Annotated in this window: 12 protein-coding genes; 6 read left to right on the top strand and 6 right to left on the bottom strand. The window is 71.3% G+C overall.

Annotated features, from left to right (window positions below; translation table 11 throughout):
* Positions 1 to 3: 3 nt before the first annotated feature.
* Complete coding sequence (fdh, locus tag AB0I53_RS17715; protein ID WP_358603487.1) at positions 4 to 3279, bottom strand: formate dehydrogenase; 3276 nt, start codon at positions 3277 to 3279, stop codon at positions 4 to 6.
* A gap of 112 nt (positions 3280 to 3391) precedes the next feature.
* On the bottom strand, positions 3392 to 4969 hold the full coding sequence (locus AB0I53_RS17720) for an MFS transporter (RefSeq protein ID WP_358603490.1): 1578 nt from the start codon (positions 4967 to 4969) through the stop codon (positions 3392 to 3394).
* A gap of 170 nt (positions 4970 to 5139) precedes the next feature.
* Between AB0I53_RS17720 and AB0I53_RS17725 the strand changes: the two genes are divergently transcribed.
* Positions 5140 to 5745 carry a helix-turn-helix domain-containing protein gene (locus AB0I53_RS17725; RefSeq protein WP_358603493.1) on the top strand — a complete coding sequence of 202 codons (606 nt, stop codon included), beginning with the start codon at positions 5140 to 5142 and terminating at the stop codon, positions 5743 to 5745.
* Here the strand turns inward: AB0I53_RS17725 and AB0I53_RS17730 are convergent.
* The 4 genes from AB0I53_RS17730 to AB0I53_RS17745 all read right to left on the bottom strand — a co-directional run bounded on the left by AB0I53_RS17730 (position 5739) and on the right by AB0I53_RS17745 (position 10174).
* Entirely contained in the window at positions 5739 to 6365 is a 627-nt protein-coding gene (locus AB0I53_RS17730) for a pyridoxamine 5'-phosphate oxidase family protein (RefSeq protein WP_358603495.1), read from the bottom strand. The genes AB0I53_RS17725 and AB0I53_RS17730 overlap by 7 nt on opposite strands.
* 86 nt (positions 6366 to 6451) lie before the next feature.
* Entirely contained in the window at positions 6452 to 7507 is a 1056-nt protein-coding gene (locus AB0I53_RS17735) for a PDR/VanB family oxidoreductase (RefSeq protein ID WP_358603498.1), read from the bottom strand.
* The gene (locus AB0I53_RS17740) at positions 7507 to 8388 is read right to left on the bottom strand and encodes a metal-dependent hydrolase (RefSeq protein ID WP_358603501.1); all 882 of its coding nucleotides are present in this window, start codon (positions 8386 to 8388) and stop codon (positions 7507 to 7509) included. The genes AB0I53_RS17735 and AB0I53_RS17740 overlap by 1 nt, the downstream gene beginning before the upstream one ends.
* 16 nt (positions 8389 to 8404) lie before the next feature.
* Complete coding sequence (locus AB0I53_RS17745) at positions 8405 to 10174, bottom strand: SDR family oxidoreductase (RefSeq protein ID WP_358603504.1); 1770 nt, start codon at positions 10172 to 10174, stop codon at positions 8405 to 8407.
* 243 nt (positions 10175 to 10417) lie between these two features.
* On the opposite strand from AB0I53_RS17745, the gene AB0I53_RS17750 reads away from it, so the two are divergent.
* The 5 genes from AB0I53_RS17750 to AB0I53_RS17770 all read left to right on the top strand — a co-directional run bounded on the left by AB0I53_RS17750 (position 10418) and on the right by AB0I53_RS17770 (position 15924).
* Positions 10418 to 10780 carry a helix-turn-helix domain-containing protein gene (locus AB0I53_RS17750; RefSeq protein WP_358603507.1) on the top strand — a complete coding sequence of 121 codons (363 nt, stop codon included), beginning with the start codon at positions 10418 to 10420 and terminating at the stop codon, positions 10778 to 10780.
* A 325-nt stretch (positions 10781 to 11105) separates the two neighbouring features.
* Positions 11106 to 12395, top strand: coding sequence for an L-seryl-tRNA(Sec) selenium transferase (gene selA, locus AB0I53_RS17755; RefSeq protein WP_358603510.1), 1290 nt, complete (start codon positions 11106 to 11108; stop codon positions 12393 to 12395).
* Positions 12395 to 14215 carry a selenocysteine-specific translation elongation factor gene (selB, locus tag AB0I53_RS17760; protein WP_358603513.1) on the top strand — a complete coding sequence of 607 codons (1821 nt, stop codon included), beginning with the start codon at positions 12395 to 12397 and terminating at the stop codon, positions 14213 to 14215. Before selA ends, selB begins: the two co-directional genes overlap by 1 nt.
* A gap of 81 nt (positions 14216 to 14296) precedes the next feature.
* Positions 14297 to 15262 (top strand): Ku protein, encoded by a 966-nt coding sequence (locus AB0I53_RS17765; RefSeq protein WP_358603516.1) that lies wholly within the window; start codon positions 14297 to 14299, stop codon positions 15260 to 15262.
* A gap of 119 nt (positions 15263 to 15381) precedes the next feature.
* Positions 15382 to 15924 (top strand): FAD-dependent oxidoreductase, encoded by a 543-nt coding sequence (locus tag AB0I53_RS17770; protein ID WP_358603519.1) that lies wholly within the window; start codon positions 15382 to 15384, stop codon positions 15922 to 15924.
* The last annotated feature ends 5 nt before the right edge of the window (positions 15925 to 15929 follow it).

Raw genomic sequence — 15929 nt, forward strand, 5'->3', positions numbered from 1 at the left:
AGCTCACTCCCCTCGGCGCCGCGGGTCGTCGCTGCTCTCCACGCCGGTTCGTTCGGTGATGCCGGCGCGCCTGCGGTATTCGGCGACGTAGCGGACCAGCGCCGCGCCGCGCGGGCGGCGGCCCGGCCGGATGTCGCAGGCGCCCGCCTTGGTCTCCATGATGTGCACGTTCGGGTCCAGCGCCACGTTGATCAGCTCGTTCGCCGCGTCGCCCGTGGTCAGGCCGTTCGGGCCCCAGTGCCACGGGATGCCGATCTGGTGGATGGTGCGCTCGCCGTGGCGCAGCGGCCGCATCCGGGCGGTCACCAGGACGCGGCCTTCGATGGCGCTGCGGGCGGTGACCACGGTCGCCCAGTCCAGGTGCCGCAGCCCGCGCTCGGCCGCCAGCGCCGGGGAGACCTCCAGGAACATCGCCGGCGCCAGCTCGGACAGGTGCGCCAGCCACCGGCTCATGCCGCCAGCGGTGTGGTGCTCGGTGAGCCGGAACGTGGTGAACACGTACGGGAACACGTCGCTGCCGGGTTCGGCGCCGCTCGGCTGGTATCGGTTCTCCGGCCGCGAGAGCACCTGCCGCGCCGGGTTCCGCTGCTGGTTGGCGTGGATCCGGTTCTCCAGCGGCGATTCCTGCGGCTCGTAATGCGCTGGCAGCGGGCCGTCGACCAGCCCGGCCGGGACGTAGAGCCAGCCGCGCCCGTCGCTCTGCATGATGAACGGCTCGGTGCCCGCGATGCCCTCGGGCCCGGTGGCGCCCGGGTCGGGCAGGTAGTCCGGTCGCTTGGCCCGGTCGAAGTCCGGGATGTCGTGGCCGGTCCACTCGCCGCGCTCGTCGTCCCACCAGACGTAGGCCTTGCGGTCGCTCCACGGCCGGCCGTCGGGATCGGCCGATGCCCGGTTGTAGAGCAGCCGCCGGTTCGCCGGCCACGCCCAGCCCCACTCCGGCGCGACCCACGACTGCTCCCGGCCCGGGCGACGCCGCGCGGACTGGTTGATCCCGTCGGCGAAAACGCCGCAGTAGATCCAGCAACCGCAGCTGGTCGAGCCGTCCGGGCGCAGCTGGGTGTAGGACGACAGCGGGTCGCCCTCGGCGTCGTAACCGTTGATCTCCTGCAGCACAGCCGCCGCGCTCGGCTCGTCGATTTCGCCCTCGACCGGGTAGTCCCAGGTCAGCTCCAACAGCGCCCGGTCCCGCTCATCGCCGGGTTCGAGCTTCTCCCGCAGCAGCCTCCCCAGGTGGTAGAAGAACCACAGGTCGCTGCGCTGATCTCCTTGCGGTTCAACGGCTTTGTGGTGCCACTGCAGCAGCCGCTGGGTGTTGGTGAAGGTGCCGTCCTTCTCGGTGTGCGCTGCCGCGGGCAGGAAGAACACCTCGGTGCCGATGTCCTCGGTGCGCATCTCGCCGGTCTCGATCTCCGGGCCGTCCTGCCAGAAGGTGGCCGTCTCGATCAGGTTGAGGTCGCGCACCACGAGCCAGTCCAGGTTCGCCAGGCCCATCCGCTGCTGGCGGGCGTTCGCGGTGCCCACGGCCGGGTTCTCCCCGACGACGAAGTAGCCCTTGCAGCGCCCTTCGATCTGGTCGATCACGGTCTGGAAGGTGCCGTGGTCGCCGGTCAGCCGCGGCAGCCTGTCGAAGCAGAAGTCGTTGTCGGCCGTGGCGTGCTCGCCCCACCACGCCTTGAGCAAGCTGACCAGGTAGGACCGCATGTTCCCCCAGTAGCCGCACGCGAGTTCGTCGGGCGCGACGAAGGTGTCGAGATCGAAGTCGACGTGCGCGTGCGGCATCGGGATGTAGCCGGGCAGCAGGTTGAACAGCGTCGGGATGTCGGTCGAGCCCTGGATGCTGGCGTGCCCGCGCAGCGCCAGGATTCCGCCACCAGGCCGGCCGATGTTGCCCAGCAGCAGCTGCAGGATCGAGGCGGCGCGGATGTACTGCACGCCCACGGTGTGGTGCGTCCAGCCGACCGCGTAGGCGATCGCCGTGGTGCGCTCCCGGCCGGAGTTCGCCACGAGCTGCTCGGCCACCCACTGGAAGTCCTCGCGCGAAACCCCGCACACCTCCTCCACCATCTCCGGCGTGTAGCGGGCGTAGTGCCGCTTGAGCAGCTGGAACACGCAGCGGGGATGCTGCAGCGACGGGTCGGTTTCGGCTCGACCGTGGTAGACCGGCCCACCCGATCCGGCGCGCTCGGGGCGGCTCGCTTCGCGCTCACGCCCGTGCATCGTCGTGGGCGGCGCGGTCTCCGGGCCGTGGCTGCCGACCGACGGCACGGCGGTGCTGCCCTCGTACTGCCAGGTCGTCGTGTCGTAGCTGCCTGCCTCGGTGTCGAAGCCGGAGAAGACGCCGTCGAGGTCCTCGGTGTCGCGGAACTCCTCGCCGACGATCATCGGGGCGTTCGTGTAGGCCACGACGTAGTCGTGGAAGTAGGCGTCGTTGGTCAGCACGTGGTTGATCAGCGCGCCGAGGAACGCGATGTCGCTGCCCGCGCGCAGCGCGACGTGCCGGTGCGCCAACGCCGAGGTGCGGGTGAAGCGCGGGTCGACGTGGATGATCGTCGCGCCGCGCCGCTTCGCCTCCATCACCCACTGGAAGCCGACCGGATGCGCCTCGGCCATGTTGGACCCCTGGATGAGGACGCAGTCGGCGTTGGCGAGGTCCTGCTGGAAGGTGGTGGCGCCGCCGCGCCCGAACGAGGTGCCCAGACCGGGCACCGTGGAGGAGTGTCAAATGCGGGCCTGGTTCTCCACCTGGATCGCGCCGAGGGCGGTGTAGAGCTTCTTCATGAGGTAGTTCTCCTCGTTGTCGAGGGTCGCTCCTCCGAGGCTCGCGATGCCCGTCGTGCGCCGCAGCGGCCGGCCGTCGGCGTCGGCGTCCTGCCAGGTGGCGGCCCGGGTGGCCAGCACCCGGTCGGCGATCATGTCCAGCGCGGTGCCGAGGTCGAGGTCCTCCCACCCGGTGCCGTGCGGGCGGCGGTAGCGGACCTTGGTCTGCCGCAGCGGCGAGGCCACCAGCTCGCGGCTCGCCGAGCCCTTCGGGCACAGCCGGCCGCGGCTGATCGGCGAATCGGGATCGCCCTCGATCTGGGTGACCGCGCCGTCCTGGACGAAGACCCGCTGGCCGCAGCCCACCGCGCAGTACGGGCACACCGACCGGACCACCGCGTCGGCGTCCTCGGTGCGCGCCCGCCGCTCATCGGTGCGCCGCGACCGGGCCGCCGGGCCCCTGCCCAGCGGGTCCGTCCCGGTCAGCTGGCGGACCACCGGCCAACGCAACCACTCCGCCATCGGGCTTCTCCCCACCGCTCGTGAGTGCTGAATCCGGTTCTTACCGGAGCGACCACTCACGAGGCTCGCGCGCGTGGTTCCAGGAGAAACCCGCAGGCGAGGTGGTGCAAGCTCAGAGTTCGCGGCGCGGCAGCCAGGTCCAGGCGATCAGCGCCGCGAGGAGGATCAGCCCGGCGCCGACGAGGTTCGACACCTGCATGCCGGACATCCAGGCGGCCATCGTCTGGTGCGCCAGCTCGGCGCCGCCCGCGCCGAGCGACTTCGCCACCTGCAGGCCGCCGGCCAGCGAGGACTTCGCCACCTCCTGCAGCTCCGCGGGCAGGTGGGCGACCGAGCCGGCCAGCTGCGCCGCGTACGAGGTGCCGAGCACGCTGCCCAGCACCGCCACGCCCAGCGATGCGCCGACCTCGCGGGTCACGTCGTTGGTGGCCGAACCCATCCCGGCCCGTTCGCGCGGCACGTTGGCCATCAGCTGGTCGGTCGCGGGCGTCATCGCGACCGACATGCTCAGAGCGGCCAGCGACAGCCCGCCGAGCAGATGCCAGTAACCGGACTCGGCCGTAAGCGTGCTCAGTGTCGCCATGCCCAGCGCCGACACCACCAGGCCGACCGCGATCATCGCCCGCGGCCCGAAGCGTTGCACTAGCTTGGGCACCTGCGGGGCGATCAGCACCATCACCACCGACATCGGCAGCAGCGACACCGACGCGCTCAGCGGCGAGTACTGGAAAACCAGGATCAGCGTCTGGCTGAGCGAGAAGAACACGCCGATCAGCGCGAAGAACACCAGCGTCAGCGACACCGCGGACGCCGAGAACGCGCGGTTGTGGAACAGCGACACGTCCAGCATCGGGTCCTTGGCCCGCCGCTCCCACCACACGAACAGCGCCACCAGCACCAGTCCGCCGGCCACCATCAGCAGCGTGCGCGGCGCGGTCCACCCGATGTGCTGCGCCTCGATCAGCGCGTAGACCACCAGCGTGATCCCCGCGGTGGACAGCACGGCGCCGCCGAGGTCGATCCCGCCGAGCGTGGTGTCCCGCTTGCCGTGGTGCCCGGGCACGTAGCGGATCCCGGCCAGCACGCCGACCACCACGACCGGGATGTTGATCGCGAACACCGCGTGCCAGGTGGTGACCTCCAGCAGCAGCCCGGCGATCACCGGCCCGAGCGCGGTCCCGGCGCCGGACACCGCCGCCCACAGGCTCACCGCGCGGGTCCGCTCGCTGCTGGGGAAGACGCTGGTCAGGATGGACAGCGTGACGGGCATGATCATGGCCGCGCCGAGCCCGAGCAGCGCTCGTGCCGCGATCAGCTCGCCGCTGGTTCCGACGAACAGCCACACGTACGCCGAGGCGGCGCCGAAGAGCACCAGACCGGCCTGCAGCATCGGCTTCCGGCCGTAGCGGTCGGCGATCGCCGAGGTGGTGAACAGCAGCCCGGCGAACACCAGGGCGTAGGCGTTGTTGAACCACTGCTGCGCGGCGAGCGAGGCGCCGAGGTCCTGCGACAGGAACGGCAGCGCGACGCCGAGCGAGGTGTTGGCCAGCATCGTCGCCGACAACGCCAGGCACAGCACCAGCAGCGTCGCCCACCGCCGCCGGTAGACCGGCAGCTCGATGCCCTCCGCGAGCGCTTGCTGCTCCCCCGCCGTCAGCGCCTTGCCCGCCGGCGCGGCCACTTCGGACACGTTCGCCACCCCCGTCGTACCGGTTCCTCCTCCAGGTTATGTCAGTGCTGACATTTGTCAGCCGTACACGCTTGACCTGGGCTGGAGCCGGGACGAATCTGGCAGGTATGACGGCCGCTGCGGCGCAGAACCCCGCTTCCCGCCCCCAGGACCGCCGCCATCGGCGGACCATGCGCACTCGCGCGGCCATCGAGGCGGCGGCGCTGAAGCTGTTCGCCGAGCAGGGTTTCGCCAACACCACGGTGGAGCAGATCGCCGAGGCCGCCGACATCGCCCCGCGCACGTTCTTCCGCCACTTCCCCAGCAAGGACGCCGTGCTTTTCGGCGACCCGAGCCGGGAGGCCGAGCGGATGCGCGAAGTGCTGGCCGCCCGGCCCGCCGGCGAGCACCCGATGCGATCGCTGGCCGCGGCGCTGCTGGACGCGGCCGAACGCATCGAGCAGGACCGCGCGCAGCACCTGATGCGTGCCGAGCTGCTGGACAGCCTGGAGCACGCCGGCGACTACGAGATGCACCTAATCAAGCAGCGCTGGGTCCAGGACATGGCCGAACTGGTCGCGGAACGGGCGGGCACCGGCAGCGACGATCCGCGCACGATCGCCTGGTCGATCACCCTGATGAGCTGCTTCGGCTCGGCCATGCACAGCTGGCTGGTCCGCACCAACGGCACGCCGCTGCGCGAGATCCTCGCCCAGGTGCTGGACGAAACCGCCGGCGGTCTGGCGCAGGCCGCCGACGTGGTCAGTTCGGCGGTCCGGGGCGCGGCTCGTCAGTAGAGGCCGTTGGCGTAGGACGGGCCGTAGTAGCGTTCCAGTTCCGCCAGCGAGTCCTCCGGGCGCTCCAGGAACTTGGCGATCTGCGCGCGGGAGGCCACGGCGTCCGGCTCCCACGTTTCGGACTTCCACAGCTTGGAACGCAGGAAGGCCTTCGAGCAGTGGTGGAAGACCTCGTCGATCTCCACCACCAGCGCCAGCGCCGGGCGGTGGCCCTTGACCACCATCTCATCGAAGAACGGCGCGTCGCGCACCAGCCGCGCGCGGCCGTTGATGCGCAGGGTGTCACCGCGGCCGGGGATGAAGTAGATCAGGCCGACGTGCGGGTTCGACAGCACGTTGCGGAAGCCGTCGACGCGCCGGTTGCCCGCCCGGTCCGGGATGGCGATCGTCCGGTCGTCCAGCGCCAGCGTGAACCCGACCGGGTCGCCCTTCGGCGAGACGTCGCACGTGCCGTCCGAGGCGGAGGTGGCGATCAGGCAGAACGGCGAGGCCGCGAGCCACTGCCGGTCCAGCTCGTGCAGGCCGGGGCGCGACTTGTCCACGACGCGCTGCAGTGGTTCGCCGACGATCTCGCGCAGTTCGTCGACCGAAGTGATCTCCACCAGACCAGTGAGCTCCATGGCTTCTCCCCAAGATCGGTCTCCCAACTCAGACCGTACGGCAACGAGAAGCCCCGCCAAGAGTGGTTTTCGTCGCGGTGATCGGTTCAGAGGTCGAGCACGATCCGGCCCGTCGCGCGGGAGGTGCAGATCGCCATCCGGTCGTCCTCGGCGCGGGCCCGGCGGTCGACCTCCCCGGCAAGGACCCGGACGTGGCAGGTGCCGCAGAAGCCCTGGCGGCAGGAGTAGGGCACCTGCGGCAGGACCTTGCCGATCACGTCCAGGGCCGACCGGTCAGCGGGCACCTCGACGGTTTCGCCGGTGCGGGCCAGTTCGACGGTGAACGGGCGGCCGTCGACGATCGGCGGAGCCGAGAACCGCTCCCAGTGCAGCGAATCCGCCGCGCTGCCGGGCAAGTCGACCCGGACGCCGGTGATCATCGGGATCGGCCCGCAGCAGTACACCGCCGCGTCCGGCGGCGCGTGCTCCAGCAGTTCCGAGCCGGAGGCCGGGATGCCGAACTCGGTGTCCGGGCGGATCCAGACCCGCGCCGGATCCAGCGCCGCCAGCTCGGCGAGGAACGGCATCGACTCGCGCGACCGTCCGGTGTAGACCAGCCGCCAGTCCGCGCCGCGCGCCGCGGCGGTGCGGGCCATCGGCAGGATCGGCGTGATGCCGATACCGCCCGCGATGAACAGGTACCGCGGTGCGGTGACGAACGGGAAGGCGTTGCGCGGTCCGCGCGCGACGATCCGGCTGCCGGAGCGGAGCTCGTCGTGGATCTCGCGAGATCCGCCGCCGTCGGCCAGCCGCCGGACCGCGATCCGATAGTGGCCGCGCTCGCCGAGATCCCCGCACAACGAGTACTGCCGCTTGCGGCCGGAGGGCAGCACGACGTCGAGGTGCGCGCCGGGCTGCCAGGCCGGTAGCGGCGCGCCGCCCGGGCTCGTCAACCGCAGGCTGATCACCTCGTCCGCTTCGGCGCGGACCTCCGACACCAGCAGCGGGATGTCGCGGTCCACCGGCCGGACCGGCGGGCGGTTGCGGCGATCGTTGCGGTGCAGCCATTCCACGGCGGTGGTCACCTTGTCCAGCGCCCAGAGGAACCGGTCGGGGCCGGCGTGGGTCAGCGCCGGCGGCACGGCGCGATCGGTCTCGGCCATCAGTGCTCGGCCGCCTGCGCGGCGGGCGATTTCGCCAGGTATGCCACCGCCTGGCTGGTCGAACCGTGCTGCGACGGGTGGTAGGAGCGGCGGAAGTAGGGCGGGATCGACCGCAGCATCTGCCAGTAGCTGGGCGTCAGCCCGAGCCGCCCGGTGCGCAGCATGTCGCGGAAGCGCGGCTTGCGGCGGCCGCGCAGCACCGGGTCGCCCGCCATCAGGAAGCGGACACCTCGCGCCCACAGAATGGCCAGCACCGAGATCGCGATCACCATCGCCCGGCAGCGCTGCAGGTAGCCGCCGTCGACGTGCATGTAGAGGTCGAAGGCGACCGACCGGTGCTCGACCTCCTCGGCGCCGTGCCAGCGCAGCAGATCGAGCATCGTCGGGTCTGCGCCTGCCGCGTCGAGCTCCTTCGCGTCCAGCACCCACTGGCCGAGGAACGCCGTGTAGTGCTCGATCGCCGCGATCATCGCCAGCCGCTGCACCAGCCACGACTCGGCGCGCTTGCCGCCGTGGGGCCGGTCGCCGAGGATCTTGCGGAACATCCAGCCGACCTGCGCGACGTACGGCCGGGTGTCCAGGCCGTGCGCGTCGAAGTGGTCCAGCACGCCCTGGTGCGACTCGGCGTGCATCGCCTCCTGGCCGACGAAGCCGCGCACGTCCTCCAGCAGCTGCTCGTCCTTGATCAGCGGCAGCGCCTGCTTGAAGACCTCCACGAACCAGCGCTCGCCCTCCGGCAGCACCAGATGCAGGAAGTTGATCATGTGCGTGGCGAACGGTTCGCCGGGAATCCAGTGCATCGGCAGCTGCGCCCAGTCGAAGGCGACGTCGCGGGCCTGCAACGCGATGCGGTCCGGCTCGCCTGGATCGATCTGCGACATCTCCGGCCTCCTCGAATCAGCGGGGCGTCAGGTCGGCCCTGGCCGCCGCGCGCAGCAGCCCGGGGGTCAGGCGGGACAGCACCAGGCCGACCTTGGCTTCGGCGGTGATCGGCGCGACCGCGGCGTCGCGCCGCACCGCGCGCAGGATCTCCGCGGCGGCGCGCTCCGGCGTGAAGTTCCGCCGCTGGTAGAGCTGCTTTGCCGCGCGGCGGCGCCGGTCCTGTTCGTCGTCGGCGACGCCGACGAACCTGGTGCTGCCGGTGATGCCGGTGTTGATCAGCCCGGGGCAGATCGCGGTCACCTTGATCCCCTCAGCGGCCAGCTCGGCGCGCAGGCATTCGCTGAGCGCGAGCACCGCGGCCTTCGTGGTGCTGTAGGCCGGGAGCAGCTTCGACGGCAGGTACGCGGCGGCGGAGGCGACGTTGACGATCCGCCCGCCTTCGCCGCGGTCGATCATCTGCTCGGCGAACAGCCGGCAACCGTGGATGACGCCCCACAGGTTGATGTCGATGACGCGTTCCCAGTCCGCCACCTCGGTGTCCACGAAGGACCCGGCGATGCCGATTCCGGCGTTGTTCACCACCACGTCCGGGGTGCCGAGTTCGGCGCGCACGTGCTCGGCGAACCGCTCCATGCCCGCCTGGTCGGCCACGTCGACGTGGAACGGCGTGGCGCCCGCGCCGGTGCGCGCGACCAGGTCCGCGGTGCCCTTGGCGGCGGACTCGTCGATGTCGGCGGTGACCACGTGCGCGCCTTGCGCCGCGAAGGCCAGCGCCGTCGCCCGGCCGATCCCGCCGCCCGCGCCGGTGACCACCACCAGCCGGTCCTGGAAGTGGTGCCGTCCCGGGCGAACCCGGCCGGCCCGCAGGGCGCGCGGTTCCGCGCCACCTTCGACGTGGTCGACCAGTTCCGCGGCGCACCGCGCGACGAGCTCGGGCCGGGTTCGCGGTAGCCAGTGGCCGCCCGGCAGCCGCCGAACCCGCAGGTTCGGCACCCACGGCGCGATCCCGGTCTGCAGCGGCGTCGACACGAACGGATCGCCACCGGGCGCGAGCACCTGCACCGGGATGTCGGTGCGGCGCTCCCCCGGCTTCCCCAGCCGAGACCGCATGTTCGCCCGGTACAGCTGCAAACCGTGCAGTCCGTCGGACAGCGCGGGTCGCGTCGGGTTCTGCGCCGCCCACGGGTCGAGCCGCTCCAGCACGCCGATCAACTTGGGCAGCGCCCCGGTTCGCCACGCCAGCTCGGGCAGGACCGGGAGCTGGAAGAAACCGATGTAGCCGGAGAAGAACATCTGCACGACCAGTTCGCGCAACCCGCGTGGCGTCGGCCGGTGCAGCTTGGCCCGCATCCATCGGCCCACGTGATCCAGGCAGGGCCCGGAGATCGACGTGAACGAGGCGATCCGGTGGGCCAGCCGCGGATCGGTGACCGCGTGCCAGGCCTGGACCGAGCCCCAGTCGTGGGCGAGCAGGTGCACCGGCCGGTCCGGGCTCACCGCGTCGGCGACGCGGCGCAGATCATCGGTGAGCCGGTCCAGCAGGTAGGCGTCGGTGCGGCGTGGCTTGTCGGACTCCCCCGCCCCGCGCACGTCGTAGGTGACCACCCGGTACCGCGCGGACAGCGCCTCGACCACGCCGTCCCAGACCGTGCGGTCGTCGGGATAGCCGTGCACCGCGAGCAGCGTCGGGGCGGCCGGATCGCCGTGCTCCCGCACGGCCAACCGCAGCCCATCACCGGTGTCGATCCACCTGCCGGAATCCGTTTCGCGCGGGGTGCGAGCCATACACCGCAGAGTACAGACCTTGTCAACAGTCATTGTCACAGTCGGCTTGTTCCGGAGTCTTTCGGCCGAAGCGGGGGTCGGCGACTTCGCGCGAGAACGGTGCCGCGGGAATCCTTGTTGTTGCTCGGCTTCGAAGCTCCTCGGTGCTGTTTTCCAGTGCTGGAATCGTTTCCGCAACCGATAAGATCGACAAGTACCGGCTGATCAGTGCGGTACTTACCTTCTGGGAAGCGAGGAGTGCGGATGGTGAAGTCAGCCCGGCGCGGGCCGTACTTCTGCGGCATCGACGCCGCGATGGACGTGGTGTCCGGCAAGTGGAAGGTGCTGATCCTCTGGGAGCTGCAGGAGCACGGAACCCGGCGGTTCGCCGAGCTCCGGCGCGGCCTTCCCGGCGTGACCGAGAAGATGCTGACCCAGCACCTCCGGGAGATGGAGCAGGACGAGCTCGTGCACCGCGAGGTCTACCGGGAGGTGCCGCCCAAGGTGGAGTACTCCCTGACCGAACACGGCGAGTCGCTCAACCGGGCGCTGACGGCGCTCGGTACCTGGGGCAGCGAACGCATCCGCCGCATCGGCGCGGAGAAGGTGCACGTCGCCGCCGGCTGAGTAGCGGGTCGGCGCCATCCGAAACGAGTCCGGCGACAGTCCTATAGAGGTTGCTTCCAAACTCGATCTGCGTGGCGGTGCGGGTGGCGGCCCCCTGCGGGAATTACGGTCGCCTTCTCGCTGTGGGATCCCCGACATCATGAATGCCAATTCACCACGTCGGGGACTGGCCTCGCCGAGAGCCCCTTCGGGCGGGCACAGTCTGAGAACCCGCGGAGGTGCAAGTCGCATAGGTGGGCTAAGCGGCTACGCCGCTTCAAAGACAAAGCCCCGCGTTACCACATCCGCACTCCACCACATCCAAAACAGTCTCTATAGTCCGGTCATGGCCGATCCGCGGCGGCGTGTGCCGGGCACCGACCGGGTGCTGGCCGATCCCGAGGTGGCCGCCGCGACCGCGCGGCTGGGCCACCGGCTGGTCAAGCACGCCGTGCACACGGCGCAGGAGCGCGCCCGCAACGGCGAGATCGAGCCGGAGCAGGTCGTCCCGGAAACCCTGGCCGCGCTACCGGATTCCGCTTCGAGCATCCGGCCGGTGCTCAACGCGACCGGCGTGCTGCTGCACACCAATCTCGGGCGCGCACCACTGTCGGACGCGGCGATCCACGCCCTGCAGCAGGCCGCCGGGACCACGAACGTCGAACTCGACCTGCACACCGGCCGACGCGGCCCGCGCGGTGCGGCCGCCATCGCCGCACTGCTCGCCGCCGTGCCGCGCGCGGAGGCCGCGCACGTGGTCAACAACGGCGCCGCAGCGCTCGCCCTCGCGGCGACCGCGCTCGCCCAAGGCCGCGAAATCGTGTTGGCGCGCGGCGAAATGGTCGAGATCGGCGACGGATTCCGCATTCCCGAGCTCCTCACCGCCACCGGCGCGCGGCTGCGCGAGATAGGCACCACCAACCGGGTCCGGCTGGACGACTACCGGGCGGCACTGGGCCCGGACACCGGCTTCGTCCTCAAGGTGCACCCGTCGAACTTCGTGATCACGGGCTTCACCGCTGCCGTGCCGGTCTCCGCGCTGCGCGAACTCGGGGTGCCCGTGGTGGTCGACATCGGTTCGGGGCTGCTGCACCCGCATCCGGCCCTGCCGCAGGAACCCGACGCGACCACGACTCTCGCCGACGGAGCGGAACTGGTCATCGCCAGCGGCGACAAGCTGCTGGGCGGACCTCAAGCGGGACTGCTGCTGGGCCGTGCCGAGATCGTGCACCGGCTTCGGCGACATCCGCTGGCCCGCGCGCTGCGCGTCGACAAGCTCACCCTCGCCGCGCTGGAAGCCACCGTTCGCGGCCCGAGCACGCCGACCGCGCAGCGACTGCGTCAGGACCAGGCTCTGCTGCTGACCCGCGCCGAACGGCTCGCGGATGCGCTCAACGCGGCCGGTGTCCCGGCCTCGGCGCAACGCAGCGAGGCGACAGTCGGCGGTGGTGGCGCTCCTGATGTCACGCTGCCCAGCGCGGCGGTCGTGCTCCCCGAACGCTTCGCGAAACTCCTGCGCGAAGGCCGCCCGCCCGTCCTCGCCCGCATCGAACGCGATCGCTGCCTGCTGGACCTGGCCGCCCTCTCCCCTGAGCACGACGACGATCTGCGTCGCGCGGTGCTGGAGGTGTGCTGATGCACGTCATCGCCACCGCCGGGCACGTGGATCACGGCAAGTCGACGCTGATCCGCGTGCTGACCGGCATGGAGCCGGACCGCTGGGCGGAGGAACGCCGCCGGGGCCTGACCATCGACCTCGGGTTCGCGTGGACCCGGCTGCCCGACGGCTGCACCGCCGCGTTCGTCGACGTGCCCGGCCACGAGCGGTTCGTGCCGAACATGCTGGCTGGGATCGGCCCGGTGCCCGCGGTGCTGTTCGTCGTCGCCGCCGACGAGGGCTGGATGCCGCAATCCGGCGAGCACCTGGACGCCCTGGCCGCCCTCGGCGTCCGGCACGGCCTGCTCGCCGTCACCCGCTGCGACCTGGCCGATCCCGGCCCCGCCACCGAACAGGCCCGCGAACGGCTGCGCGGCACCACGCTCGCCGGCATCCCGGCCGTGCACGTCAGCGGCCGCACCGGGGCCGGCCTGGACGAACTGCGCCGGCAGCTCAACGAGCTCATCCACCGGCTGCCGCCGCCGGACCGGGATGCCGATGTGCGGCTGTGGGTGGACCGCGCGTTCACCATTCGCGGTGCCGGAACCGTCGTGACCGGAACCCTCTCGGCAGGAATCCTCCGCAAAGATGCCCGGCTGCAGCTGCATCCCGCCGGCGTGGAGGTGACGGTCCGCGGCCTGCAGGCGCTCGGATCATCCGAACAGCAGGTCGGCGCTGTCGCGCGAGTGGCGGTCAACCTCCGCGGCGTGGACCTCGACCAGGTGCGGCGCGGAGACGCGCTGCTGACCCCGGGCCGCTGGCTGGCCACCGATGTTCTCGACGTCCGGATCCACCGGGCGACGTCGCCGACTTCCGTTGAAACCGGGGCGACACCGCGTCTGCCCCACGACCTGGTGCTGCACATCGGCGCGGCGGCGGTTGGGGCGCGCGTCCGGCCGCTCGGCCATGACACGGCGCGGCTGACGTTGCGCACCCCGCTGCCCCTCCGCATCGGCGACCGAGCGCTGCTGCGGGATCCGGGAAGCCGGCGCATCTGCGGCGGACTCGTGGTGCTCGACGTCCGCCCACCGCAGTTGACCAGGCGCGGCGCTGCCCGCGCACGAGCGGCCGAACTGGACACCATGGACGGCCGCCCCGACGGCGCGGCCGAACTGCGGCGCCGACGCCTGATCCGCGCCGACGACCTGCGCGCGATGGGCGCCACCCCGCCCGGCCCCGGGCCGTGGCTGCTGGACGAGAAGCACCGCGACGAACTCGGCGGCCGCCTCGACGAACTGCTGGCACGGCACCACGAGACGCACCCGCTGGACGACGGCATGCCCGCCGAAGCCGCCCGCCGCGCCCTGGACCTGCCCGATCCGGACCTCCTGCCCGCGATCGCTGGAGCCGCCGGGATCGCCCTGCACGAAGGGCGGCTGCACAAGGGACGGAGCCAGTTGCCCGAACGCGTGCAGCGCGCGGTGGAGGCGATCCAGCGGGCGCTCATCGACCACCCGTTCCAAGCTCCGACCGCCGACGAGCTCGCCGAACTGGGCCTCGGTGAGAAGGAACTCGCGGCAGCCGCGCACACCGGCGCACTGCTGCGCCTTGCTCCCGGCCTGGTGCTCCTGCCAGACGCCGATGACGTCGCCGTGCCGCGCCTGGCACGCCTGCCCGAGCCGTTCACGCTCAGCCAGGCCAGGCAGGCGCTGGACACCTCGCGCCGCGTTGCGGTTCCCTTGCTGGAACTGCTCGCTCGCCACGGCCGGACGCAACGGCTGGCCGACGGCACCCACCGCGTTGTTTCTCCACACCGGACCCCGGGAAATACCGAGGGCAACTCGACGCCACTGCGATGAGCAGGAACTCTGCGATCTTGCGCCCGCCACCGCATGGTGAACACCGGCGGCGCTCGGGCGCCGGGGCGATGGGAGGCAGCCATGCCGCGGAAGATCTGGACCGGCTCCATCAACTTCGGCCTCGTCACCATCCCGGTCGGGCTCTACGCCGCGACCGAGGACCACACCATCCAGTTCCACCAGTACGAGCGCGGCACCGCCGACCGGATCCGCTACAAGCGGGTCAACGAGCGCACCGGCGACGAGGTCGGCTACAACGACATCGTCAAGGGCCGCGAGTTCGACGGCGGGGTCATCACCGTGGAGCAGGCCGAGCTCGACGAGATCGCGCCCGGCCGCTCCCGCACCATCGACATCACCACGTTCGTCGACATCACCGAGATCGACCCGGTGCACTTCCAGAAGACCTATTGGCTGGCACCCAACAGCAAGGAGCACTACCGGCCCTACAACCTGCTGCGCCGGGCGATGCACGAGACCAGCCAGGCCGGGATCGCGACCTTCGTGCTGCGCGGCAAGCAGTACCTCACCGCGGTGCGCGCCGACGACACCGTGCTGGCGCTGAACACCCTCTACTTCGCCGACGAGGTCCGCGACCCGGGCGAGCTGATCGGCGACGAGGGCGAGCAGGCGAAGCCGTCGGAGAAGGAACTGCAGATGGCGACCACGATCATCGAGTCGATGAGCGGGTCGTGGGAGCCGGAGCAGTACGAGGACACCTACACCGCGAAGGTCGAGGAGCTGCTGGCGGAGAAGGCGCACGGCGGCGAGGTGGCGGCGGCGGAGGCGCCGCCGAAGCCGACGGACGTCATCGACCTCACCGAGGCGTTGCGGCGCAGCGTCGACGAGGCCCGCAAGGGCCGCAGGCCCGAGCGCGCCGAGGAGGATCTCGCGGAGCTGAACAAGGCCGAGCTCGAAGAGCGGGCGAAGCAGCTGGGCATCAGGGGCCGCTCCAAGATGAAGCGCGCCGAGCTCGAAGAGGCGGTCGCCGCGGCCGCCCGGAAACCCAGCGGCACCGAAGGCCGCCGTTCCCGCAAGGCCTCCTGACCACAGTGGACATCCCGCCGAGCCGATCTGCCTGAAGTTGCCCGATGTTGGCACGCCGCTGACACTCGTGCGGGTGACCACCTCTCCGCCCGGCCGCGGCAGAAGCACGTCGAAGCGGGATGACGACGCGGTTCGGCAGCGGAGGCGTGTTCCAGCGGATGCCCGCGGGAACGGCGATGAAGGTGCACGCCATCTACCCGGAGCCGTTCTGGCGTGCCGACGGCCTGTCCGGGGTGGCCCGGTCGACCTCCGGCGTGCTCACCGAAACGGTGGACAACACGCCGCCGGGTGCGCCCAGGGCCGTGCTGACCGCGTTCGCCTACGGCGACGAAGCCATCACGCTGCGCCGATGCGCCCCCGAAGAACGCCGCCGGCTCATCCTGGAACAGCTTGGTGACCTCTTCGGCAGCCGAGCGCTCCGCCCCGACGAACTCGTCGAATTCGACTGGCTCGCCGAGGAATGGACTCGCGGATGCTTCTCCGGGCACTTCATCCCGGGCGGCTGGACCGCGTTCGGGGCGGCGCTGCGCAAGCCCGTCGGGACGCTGCACTGGGCCCTGCACCGAAACCGCGGTGCGGTGCGGTGGAACGGCTACTTCGACGCCGCGGTGGAATCCGGCCGACGCGCGGCGGAGGAAGTCAGCCCTGCCCTGCAGGGCTAGCTCGC

This window comes from Saccharopolyspora sp. NPDC050389 (assembly GCF_040655595.1).
Lineage (GTDB): Bacteria > Actinomycetota > Actinomycetes > Mycobacteriales > Pseudonocardiaceae > Saccharopolyspora.